Origin of the sequence: Chroococcidiopsis sp. (genome assembly GCF_051657925.1) — a bacterium.
Taxonomy (GTDB): Bacteria; Cyanobacteriota; Cyanobacteriia; order Cyanobacteriales; family Chroococcidiopsidaceae; genus Chroococcidiopsis.
The window spans coordinates 1-10,311 of sequence record NZ_JBOFLP010000241.1 but is presented as its reverse complement, the minus strand read 5'-3'; the positions used below and the strand labels follow the sequence as shown (position 1 = coordinate 10,311).

General features: G+C 45.3%; 8 protein-coding genes and 1 pseudogene. 5 read left to right on the top strand and 4 right to left on the bottom strand.

The window, feature by feature from the left end:
* Nucleotides 1-9 precede the first annotated feature (9 nt).
* Together ACRC32_RS19650 and ACRC32_RS19645 are read left to right on the top strand one after the other, a co-directional pair.
* Nucleotides 10-2,139: a CHASE2 domain-containing protein gene (locus ACRC32_RS19650; RefSeq protein ID WP_438555555.1), complete on the top strand. Its 2,130-nt coding sequence runs from the start codon at nucleotides 10-12 to the stop codon at nucleotides 2,137-2,139.
* Between the two features lie 487 nt (nucleotides 2,140-2,626).
* Nucleotides 2,627-2,860 (top strand): hypothetical protein, encoded by a 234-nt coding sequence (locus tag ACRC32_RS19645; protein ID WP_438555554.1) that lies wholly within the window; start codon nucleotides 2,627-2,629, stop codon nucleotides 2,858-2,860.
* 12 nt (nucleotides 2,861-2,872) lie between these two features.
* On the opposite strand, the gene nadB is transcribed toward ACRC32_RS19645, so the two are convergent.
* The 3 genes from nadB to ACRC32_RS19630 all read right to left on the bottom strand — a co-directional run bounded on the left by nadB (nucleotide 2,873) and on the right by ACRC32_RS19630 (nucleotide 6,296).
* Complete coding sequence (nadB, locus tag ACRC32_RS19640) at nucleotides 2,873-4,591, bottom strand: L-aspartate oxidase (protein ID WP_438555553.1); 1,719 nt, start codon at nucleotides 4,589-4,591, stop codon at nucleotides 2,873-2,875.
* Nucleotides 4,592-4,957: 366 nt separating this feature from the next.
* Entirely contained in the window at nucleotides 4,958-5,398 is a 441-nt protein-coding gene (psbU, locus tag ACRC32_RS19635; RefSeq protein ID WP_438555552.1) for a photosystem II complex extrinsic protein PsbU, read from the bottom strand.
* A 115-nt stretch (nucleotides 5,399-5,513) separates the two neighbouring features.
* Nucleotides 5,514-6,296 carry a DUF3120 domain-containing protein gene (locus ACRC32_RS19630; protein ID WP_438555551.1) on the bottom strand — a complete coding sequence of 261 codons (783 nt, stop codon included), beginning with the start codon at nucleotides 6,294-6,296 and terminating at the stop codon, nucleotides 5,514-5,516.
* A 302-nt stretch (nucleotides 6,297-6,598) separates the two neighbouring features.
* Between ACRC32_RS19630 and ACRC32_RS19625 the strand changes: the two genes are divergently transcribed.
* The 3 genes from ACRC32_RS19625 (at nucleotide 6,599) to ACRC32_RS19615 (ending at nucleotide 9,957) form a co-directional block, all read left to right on the top strand.
* On the top strand, nucleotides 6,599-6,868 hold the full coding sequence (locus ACRC32_RS19625; protein WP_015155503.1) for a hypothetical protein: 270 nt from the start codon (nucleotides 6,599-6,601) through the stop codon (nucleotides 6,866-6,868).
* A 252-nt stretch (nucleotides 6,869-7,120) separates the two neighbouring features.
* Complete coding sequence (locus tag ACRC32_RS19620; RefSeq protein WP_438555550.1) at nucleotides 7,121-8,149, top strand: CHAD domain-containing protein; 1,029 nt, start codon at nucleotides 7,121-7,123, stop codon at nucleotides 8,147-8,149.
* A 185-nt stretch (nucleotides 8,150-8,334) separates the two neighbouring features.
* Nucleotides 8,335-9,957: a hypothetical protein gene (locus ACRC32_RS19615; RefSeq protein ID WP_438555549.1), complete on the top strand. Its 1,623-nt coding sequence runs from the start codon at nucleotides 8,335-8,337 to the stop codon at nucleotides 9,955-9,957.
* Nucleotides 9,958-9,981: 24 nt separating this feature from the next.
* Here the strand turns inward: ACRC32_RS19615 and ACRC32_RS19610 are convergent.
* Nucleotides 9,982-10,311 (bottom strand): annotated as a pseudogene (locus ACRC32_RS19610) (alpha/beta hydrolase); the annotation flags it as partial.

Here is a 10,311-nt window from a genome sequence, read left to right as displayed (position 1 = left end):
ACCCCTCCTTTGCTATCTCGTAAACAGCGAGTTTGGATTACAATTTTTAGCGCTGCTATTTGCTTGTTGCTACGCTTCAGTGGCTTATTACAGCCTTTGGAGTGGGCGGCTTTAGATCGGTTTTTTCGCCTGCGTCCTTGGGAAGCACAAGACGCACGGATGGCAATTGTGGCGATCGATGAGGCAGATTTACAGCAAGTCGGGCAGTGGCCCTTACCAGATAGGGTAGTTGCAGAATTGCTGCAAAAAGTGAGTGTTGGCAAGCCTCGCGCTATAGGTTTAGATATTTATCGCGACTTGCCGGTACCTCCAGGTCAGCAGAAATTACGCCAAGCTTTGACTACCATTGACAATTTAGTTGGCATAGAACAACTGGGCGATCGCTCCAAGGTCGCCCCATCGCCCTTTTTGGAGCGACTGGATCGCGTTGGTTTTAACAATGTTGTCTTAGATGCTGATGGTAGGGTGAGGCGAGGGTTGCTGTACTGGTCTACACCTACAAAACTACATGAAAGCTTTGATTTGAAATTAGCTTTAACGTACCTGAAAGCAGAAGCGATCGCGTCCCCATTAATCGAGAAGAATTTTCAGGCGTTGCGTTTGGGTCAAGCCGTGTTTCACCGCTTTCAGCCTCACGATGGTAGCTATGTCGGTGCTGATGCTGGTGGATATCAAATTCTCGCTAACTTTCGTCACCCCAGCACGAATTTTCTCCGAGTGTCGATGAGTGACGTACTGGCTAAGCGAGTACCAGCAGAAATATTTTGCGATCGCATTGTCATTATTGGTTCTACTGCCCCTAGCTTAAAGGATTTTTTCTATACTCCCGATAGCGCCAGTCCCCTATGGGGAGCAGCTCAACCGATTGCCGGAGTAGAACTACATGCGAATTTTGTTAGCCAAATTGTCAGCGCAGCTTTAGGAGAACGCCCCTTAATCCACGTCTGGTCGGACTTTTGGGAAAGCATGTGGATAGTGGCTTGGATCGTGGTAGCAGCAAATCTCAGTTGCCGTTGGCAGATCGTCTATTCCACAATTTACGTGCTGCTGGCGGCTTTATGCTTAATTAGCATTACTTATCTTGCTTTTCTTCAAGGTTGGTGGCTGCCTATTGTCCCACCTTTACTGGCGCTATTTGCTGTATCCGGTCTAATGACTGCTTGCAACGCTCAGTTGCAAGAGAAGTTCAAGCGCTCTAAAGATTTTTTGCAGGGGATAATTGATACAATTCCCGATCCGATTTTTGTCAAGAATAAAAAGTATCGTTGGATCGTATTGAATGAAGCTTACTGTCGCCTGATTGGTTATCCGTTAGCAGAATTAATTAATAAGTCGGAAGCCGATTTTTTTTCTCCCCAAGAAGCAGAAGTTTTTCGCCAGCAGGACGATCTGGTTTTTCGTAGTGGCACGACCATGGAACACGAAGAAGAATTTAGCGATGCCAGCGGGACGACTCATTTAATTTCTACGAAGCGATCGCTCCATCGAGATGCGGCTGGCAATCTATATCTAGTGGGTGTTATTCGAGATATCACGGCACGCAAGCGGTTGGAAGAGGAACTGAAGCGTCAGACGGCGGATTTAGTCCAATATAATACCGAGCTACAGCTTTCCGAACAAAGACTCCGCCATCTGGCTTTACACGATCCACTGACTGGTTTACCAAATCGACAGCTATTCCTCGAACATCTGAACCAGTCAATTGCTTGGGCGCAAAGCCATCAGTTGTTGGTAGGGCTATTGTATATCGATCTAGATGGTTTCAAACAGGTCAACGATACTTTAGGACATGACTGGGGCGATCGCTTGTTAGTTGCTGTTTCCCAAAGACTATCGGGGTGTTTGCGTCACAGCGATATTGTTTCTCGTTTGGGTGGTGACGAATTTACCGTTATCTTGCCTGCAATTCCAGAAGTCAGCGTTGCCGAAAAAGTAGCAAATAAGATTTTGGTAACTCTGTCCGAGATTTTTGCGCTTAACGAACAAGCTCTTTCAATTACAGCTAGTGTGGGAATTGGCGTTTACCCCCTGCATTGCAACACTATTGATAGTCTGATTAAGCAGGCTGATACTGCAATGTACCGAGCAAAGCAGCTAGGAAAAAACTGCTATCAGATAGCGGTTGCTATCTCTAGGTAAAGCTAGTTTGTGCTAGCGATCGCAACACGCAAATTCCGCTAAAGATAGATTAGCTTCAATTGCCTTGGCATTAATGTTTTGTTTATATAAATGTTTTGTTTACCTCTGCTGAGAGCTAGATGCAAAACTACGTTGCCTTTAGCTGAAACGACTTTCTAGCTTTAGGAATTTAACTTGAATCAATAATTTTTACTTCTCTCTATAGAGAGACTAGCTCTTCTTTCTGCGGATAGAGTGAGATTTAATTTGCTACTGAATAAAATCATGTCTGTTCCGTAAATTGCTCGATGTGATTGTAGTACCTATAAGAGATAACCACATATTGTTTATCTTGGTTGTTTATCTTGGCTTTCTACATTAGATCGTGAGAGAGGCGATCGCATATAGCAATCTGGCTCAAACCAATTAAATGTATAAAAGATGCAAAAACTACATTAACTGCTAGTAAAAACACTGAGAAATTCTAGATAAAATATGGAGTATGTACATGCGTAGCAGTCCAACAGCAGCCATGTCCGACAGTCTCAAAATTACTATACTTATAGTCGCGTTCGGCTTGCAATTGGTTGCTTTTTGGATTGCTGGCAGCATTGATACCTTAGTCAATTTTTTTACTAATTTCTCGGACACCCCTCCTGCGATCGAACAAATTAGCCAGCTCTACCAACCGCCAAGCTCAATCGGTAGTCCAAGTAGAACGATCGGATCTGGTACGAGATAAGCAAATTGGTTGTTAAGTTGCGGTCGGTTCCGATTTCCACCACTGTTCGTACTGTATAAGAGTATGAGCTTGCCAGTGAGCTTCGGTATGAGGATAATCTAAGCGGTAATGTCCGCCTCGGCTTTCGGTACGAAAGGCAGCACTTTTGAGAATTAAGTAAGCAATATCGAGTAGATTGCGGGTTTCGCTCCACAGACGCAAAGACTGCTCTACCTCAAGCAAATTGGCGGGAAGATTGGCTGAAAGATCGGAAACATTGATATGGGCTGGTTGTCCAGGTGGAAGTTGAAGCAAAAACTGACTCAAGGGCAGGGTAATAAATGCTTGTTGCCACAATTGTACCTGCGCGATCGCCCGCTCTAATCCTTGCTGTTCGCGGCAGATACCCGCACTCTGCCAGACCAAACGCGGCAGTTCGTAACGGATAGCTTCAATTGTGGTTTGCTGGCTCAGCCAATCAATCTCTGACAAGCTAAACGACAAAGGGTAAAGACTAAAATCCGATCCGGTGTATTCGTCCTTCCTCCCTTCTACTTCATCTTTCAACAGAGCCATCTGCGCCCCAAAGACGACACACTCCAGCAAAGAATTACTTGCTAAACGATTCGCGCCGTGGACTCCCGTACTAGCTGTTTCTCCGACAGCATACAAACCAGGGATTGAAGTGTGGTTCGTTAAATCTGCGGCAATTCCGCCCATCCAGTAGTGGGCGGCGGGAGCAACTGGAATTGGCTCCTGAAAAACATCTATGCCCCAGTGCTGACACACTTGAACGATATTGGGAAACCGCTGACGAATTTTTGCCTCTGGAATCGATCGCAAATCTAACCAGACGCAGGCAGTAGCAGGATCGGCTGAGGTACGCTGCAAATGACTGTATATGGCACGACTAACAACGTCTCTGGGTGCTAGCTCTCCTGCTGGGTGATAGTCAAAAGCAAAGCGCCTACCCGTATCATCCATTAAATGCGCTCCTTCACCGCGTACCGCTTCGCTGATTAAGAATCGGTCTGCTCCAGGTTTGGTCAGAGCAGTCGGGTGAAACTGGACGAATTCTAAGTCTCGCAGCATGGCTCCAGCCCGCCAAGCGATCGCCACGCCATCACCCGTACTCAACTTGGGGTTGGTTGTCTGGGCGAAAACTTGACCCCCGCCACCTGTTGCTAGGACGACAGCACGAGCGCGCAACCAGAGAATGCGATTGCTATCAAAGAGACTAATACCTTCACAGTGTCCAGTTTGGGGGTTAAGCCACAGACTTAAAACTATGGTTTGGGGAATAACTTGAATGTTCTGGCGTTCGAGAACCCGCGCTGTCAGGGTAGCAATGACCTGGCGACCAGTCGTATCGGCGGCGTGGAGGACGCGACGACGGGAGTGAGCAGCCTCTATGGTTAATGCTAATTCGCGATCGCGACGGTCAAAGGCAACCCCCATGTCTACCAAAGATTGAATGGATTCCGGTGCTTTGTGAGCCAGAAACTCTACAGATGCGCGATCGCACAACCCAGCCCCCGCTTGCAGCGTATCTTCTACATGCAACTGAGGAGAATCATCAGCCGCGATCGCCGCAGCAATTCCACCCTGCGCCCAGTCACTTGCAGACAGATTTATCGTTTCTTTTGCAATTAAACCGACGCGAAAGTGGCTTGGTAGACACAGTGCCGTGTAGAGTCCAGCGGCTCCGGCTCCTACGACTATGACATCAAAATGGTTGAGGTTTTGTAGCAAGGGTTGAGTGTTGAGTGTTGAGTGTTGAGTGTTGTTGGTTGACGAAAATAGGGAGTAGGGAGTAGGGAGCAGGGGTGTACGAGATAAAACTACAGGAAAGGGGATGCAAGCACACGTTCAATCAAAAGAATTATGTCGAGAGCCGGATATTTCGAGACATAATCAGCCCTTATTTCAATCCTATGCTTTCACGTCCGAGGTTCCCTGCTCCCTGCTCTCTGCTCCCTACTCCCTTTGAACGTTAACTGATAACTTTGTACAGATGTTACATGTAACGTCTCTACACAAATAACTGATAACTGAGTAAAAAATAACCCACTCTAGAAATAGGGTGGGCTGAGGCTAAATTGTCAATTCAAAAAGGATTTATCTGTAGATGCCGTTGTTATAGCGATCGTCACCCATTGTGTAGGCAGCTTCTACATCAGTAACGGTAAAGTTACCGAGATTAGCTTCTAGAGTTTGTTTTTGACGCTCGGATAATCCTGGCATCTCCATTACGTCCTCTACATTCTCGTAGGGAGCGTTTTGAACGATTTTACGAGCTAGAGTGGGATAAAGTCCCGGGTATCTCCGAAAAGCAGCAACGTTTGTGTTATTTAAATCGATTTTCTTGCCAAAGTCTGTTGCCAGCTTCGCATCTGCTCGATTTCCTAGTTGAGCTTGAGACTCTACAGCTAGGATTGGTACGGTACGCAGGCTAAAATCGCTGAGATTAGCAGCGATCGCGGGTTGGGATATGCCCAGCCATCCCAAACAACCTACCAATACACTCAAAATTGTTAATAAACGTATCAATTTTTTCACAGTTTCTCTACCTCTTTGCATCCAACTGAAATCAGCACACAGCTAGTATCAGAAACTAATATATAGCTTATTGACTACCTGAGTATCAGACAAGGCGATCGCCATCTGCAAAAATTTAAGCCAGTGCCGCAGCTAGCCAGAATAAGCTATCTACTAAAATTGTACTCAACACTGCTCCACTAAATGCCCACCAGTGAGTCTGTCGAGCGCGCAAGGAAAAGACTCCCCCTGCTAGCAACACCAACACTAAGACCGCTGCCCAACTCAACCCCCAAGGGGTATACAGTTGTGCTAAGGCACTACGAAGAATTGGTGCGACTAACGTTGGTTCGACCTGTACGACTTGCCTCCAGTAAGGGATTAGATCGGCGATGTAAAAGTAGAGGTCGGTGACGACTGTACCTAATAAAGAGCCTAGATAGAAAAAATTACCGACTTTGCCCCAATTACGCCGCAAACAGACGATCGCAAACGGTAGCCCGATCGCCTCAACAGGAAGATGTAGCAGTGGTTCCCAGCGCAACCATCCCCAATAAATCGAGCCAGCTAACCAACTCCAGCTAAACCCCAAGAGAATATCGCCCCATAAATGGCTAGAAGGACGAGACATCAATACCAAACTCAGCCACACCCAAATTAGGGTTATTCCCAGACTGAGTAGTGGTAGCGATCGCACCAGCGGCGCTTCGATAAAAACTGGTACAGATACCAAAAATACAGCCGCTCCAAATGCCCACCATGTTTGCTGCTTGGCTTTTTGAGCTGAGATGGATTGTACTAGATCTAAGTTTGACGATTCTAAATTTGACGGCTGGACGATGGGATCGCTCGTCTCAGTTGAGACTGAGCGAATCGTAGGTGTGGGAGTGGTGTAGGTAGGCAAAGTAGAATTAATCAATTGAATATTAAAATTTGTTACTTATTTTAATCTTATTCAATATATCACAATGTAAATCCCCCCCTGGGGCATATACATACTATCTCAATAATTATTGTTTGAACAGTTGTCAGCGATTAGGGAGTAGGGAGCAGGGAGCAGGGAGCAGGGAAAATGTGAATGCGTGAATTTTGAATTGTATTGTCTCTTTGCTAATTTGGTACATTTGTACTATACTGGTGATAGATGTTGTCGAGTTAGCTGAAGCAAAAAAAGGCTTGATGGTAGCTCGATTTGATGCAAGATGAACTCAAAATTGCTCTATGACCAAGCACTATATTCTCAGCCTTAACCCCACTGCTAAGCATGACTGGGATCGGTGTATCCTGCGCGATCCAATTACTGCCAAGCGTCCAGAGATCGCAAAATTGATTGCTGAAGCTATTGGTGCGGAACCTGGTACGTATCTAGTGTCCGTCAATATTGAAGTCAAGGTTTTGGAACAAGTACCAGCTCCACAAGCAGAACAGCTACCGCTTAGTGCCGTAGAGTACAATACGGAGCGCGCACAGTTGCAAGAATTAGCTGCCTAATCGAAAAGTTAGCAACCAAGATTTAGCGATTGGCGTATCGCCATTGAGCGATTCAGATCGATTCAAAATTTCAAAATATAGATTTCGAGTAGCCTGGATAAGTCGTAAGCCTTAAGTGAAAATACTTATTGCTTGCGGCTTTTTGCTGTTCTTTCTGTCTGAGGTGGAATAAAGGCGATCGCGGCTGCGTGTTAGTATGAGAAACTCAAAAATAAGATAGGGCTGTAAGGCAGATAAAGCGGGGTATAAAGTATGGCATCGTCTACACTAAGCGGAAAGAATACTTTAGGCGATCGCGCTGTGTTGGCAATTAAAAAGCACTTTGAAAAATTCCTCAAACACGAAGCTGACCTAATAGCAGATAGCGATCCAGAAGCATTGCATCAGATGCGCGTAGGAATGCGTCGCTTGCGTAGTGCGATCGCGGGTTTTGCTCCAGCCATCGACTTACCGAAACCAGCCCAAGAAAAAAAAATTGGTAGAATTGCTCGAATTCTGGGCAGTTTGCGAGATTTAGACGTACTGCGAGAATCATTAGAAAACAAATATAAACCCGCTTTACCTGCTGACGAACAAGAACAACTGGATACAGCGCTGGTTTATCTGTATAAGCGGCGGCGGAAGGCTTTTGCTAAAGTTCATGAGACTTTAACAGGCGATCGCTATCAAGAACTGAAGCAGGCTTTAGAAAAATGGCTATCTCAACCCCAACTGCAACCAATTGCGCAGATGCCGATTCAGGCGACTTTACCAGATTTACTTCTATCTGAGGTTGGTAGGCTACTTTTACACCCAGGTTGGTTAGTAGGAACCAAATTACAAGACGAACAGGTAGTGGTACAGACAGGACAAACACCAGCACAGGCAAAACAACAACTCACTGATAAAGCCCCTCTTCTCCACAGCCTCCGTAAAGAAACCAAACGCGCTCGCTATCAAATGGAAGTCTTTGCTAACTTTTATGGAGCTTCTTACGAAACTTACCTTGAAGATCTAAAAGCCATTCAGAGTATTTTAGGACAATTTCAAGATAGTGCCGTACTGTCTGAGTTTTTAGCAGATGCTTTGCAATCAAAAATTGAAAAAACCATGCCAACTCTCGCTGATTTATTAGCAGAGCATAATTACAAAGCTTGGCAACAATGGCAAACTCTACAACAGCGATATCTCAATTTGGAAAGTCGCAAAGGCTTACACTTGTCGATTTTGATGCCCACTTGGGAAAACGTCAATAACGGGCAAAGTACAGAACACGATACTGTTCTCAGCCAACAGAGTTAACAGTTAATAGGGAGCAGGGAGCAGGGAGCAGGGAGCAGGGAGCACAGGGAGCAGGGAGCAGTAATCAGTGACCAGTGAACAGTTGTCAGTCAACAAATGACCAATGACCAATGACCAATAACAAATGACCAATAACAAATGACCAATGCCAGATATAATCTTTACCACGATTGGGTAAAGACGACATGGCAAAACCAGTTACAGATGATATGCGTGACTTGAAAACACCGGATGATGTCATCATTCGGGCTGAAGCACGCAAGCCGGAGACAGATCCCACTCTTGGTATTGGCGTACAAGTCAATAGAGAAGGTACGCCTCAGCATCGTCTAGTAACAATTGGTGATTCTCTGACTCAAGGCTTTCAAAGTGGCGCAATTTTTAAGACTCAAATTTCTTTTCCAGCCTTAATCGCTCGGGAAATGGGTTGGACTGAGTTCCGCTATCCTACTTACAATACTCCAGGTGATGGGTTGCCGTTAAATTTAGAACGGTTGGTGCGAGAACTAGAACAAAAGGTAGGCGATCGCATTGATGTTTGGAATTTTATCCCGACGCTATTGTTTTTACGCAACTATTTAGACAAGTTAGAAGATTATTGGGAGCGGGGTGAAGGGACTATACTACCCCCTCAAAAAGAGATTAACCACAATTTAGGAGTTTATGGTTGGGATTTACGGAATATCCTATCTCGTAATGCAAGTAGCTGTCAGGAATTAATGAGTCGAAAGATTCCTAGAGAAGATGTTTTTCGTCAATTGGTCGATTACCATAACGAACGAGCGGCGCTGAGGGTATTAAACTCGTCGGTGCGGAGTCAAACAGGTGAGGCATTAACTCCTTTGCAAGCTGTAACCACACTTGGTGCTGAGGGAACGCGAGAAAATGGCGATGGTGATGGCATCGAGACGCTAATTATGACGATTGGTAGCAATAATGCTCTCGGTAGTCTCCTCACCTTCAAGATTGCCTGGAGCGATGAAGGTTACGATGATATGGAGATCAACGATCGCTATACGATCTGGCGACCGATTCATTTTAAAGCTGAGTTAGACAAGGTTGTGGCAGAAGTTAAGCAAATTCGCGCCCGTCACGTTATTTGGGCTACAGTTCCTCACGTGACGATCGCCCCGTTTGCCCGTGGAGTAGATACTAAGATTAGAAAAGATTCTCGCTATTTCCCGTACTATACTTTGCCTTGGGTTAGCGATGCAGGTTTCAATCAAGACCGACATCCAAACTTGACTGCACCAGAAGTCAGAGCAATAGACAGTGCGATCGACCAATATAATGACTGTATTATTGATGCCGTGCGACAAGCAAGAACAGAAGGTCGAGATTGGTATTTGTTCGATCTAGCTGGACTACTCGATCGCTTGGCACAGAGGCGCTATATTGAATCTCCCAGAGCTAGACCGAGTTGGTGGAAAGAAATTGGTGGTGAATATCAGTTACCGTCACAATTGCAAAAATTAGACCCAAAGCCAGACTCTCGCTTTTCGCTCTCTGATGCTACAGGACGTAAGCAAGGTGGGTTGTTTTCTCTTGACGGCATTCATCCCACAACCATTGGTTATGGCATTATGGCACAAGAGCTAATTGCAATTATGCAAACAGCTGGCGTGGAGTTTTATGACGATCGAGGTAACTTGCGCCAAGGTAAAGTTGAAATTGATTTTCAGCAGTTAATCGCTCAAGATACTCTCATTACTGACCCGCCAAAAGCGTTTGAAAATTATTTCAAAGCAATCGGTTGGATGGATCGATACTTGAGTGTTTTTGGAAATTTGCTGAAGTCAAACTATTGAATTGAGTCCGATCGTGAATGTATCCTAGTCCTTCAGTTTTTCGATAGAAGTATCAATAATTCCCATAATCGTCGCCATTGCAGATGCAATTCGCCCATGCAAGTTAAGTTGTGCGATCGCAGTTGGAAAATCATCTTGTTTCAGGCGATCGCACAATGTCATCATTTCTGCCCAGGTAGCATCGCTATCAACATACGCTAAGGTAAGGGAAATCAACAGATCGACGTGTTCGTTTCCTTCTGCTTGGGTCATCATGTTATGGGGAATATCCCACACATCATCAAAACAGACATACCAAGATTTAGGCTGTAACTGAACTGCGGCGTTAAATAACTTTTCGTGTTCTCGATTTCC

Coding starts and splice junctions, on each gene's coding strand:
- ACRC32_RS19615 (WP_438555549.1), top strand. CDS start 8,335: ATGGCAAAACCAGTTACAGATGATATGCGTGACTTGAAAACACCGGAT.
- ACRC32_RS19625 (WP_015155503.1), top strand. CDS start 6,599: ATGACCAAGCACTATATTCTCAGCCTTAACCCCACTGCTAAGCATGAC.
- ACRC32_RS19620 (WP_438555550.1), top strand. CDS start 7,121: ATGGCATCGTCTACACTAAGCGGAAAGAATACTTTAGGCGATCGCGCT.
- ACRC32_RS19645 (WP_438555554.1), top strand. CDS start 2,627: ATGCGTAGCAGTCCAACAGCAGCCATGTCCGACAGTCTCAAAATTACT.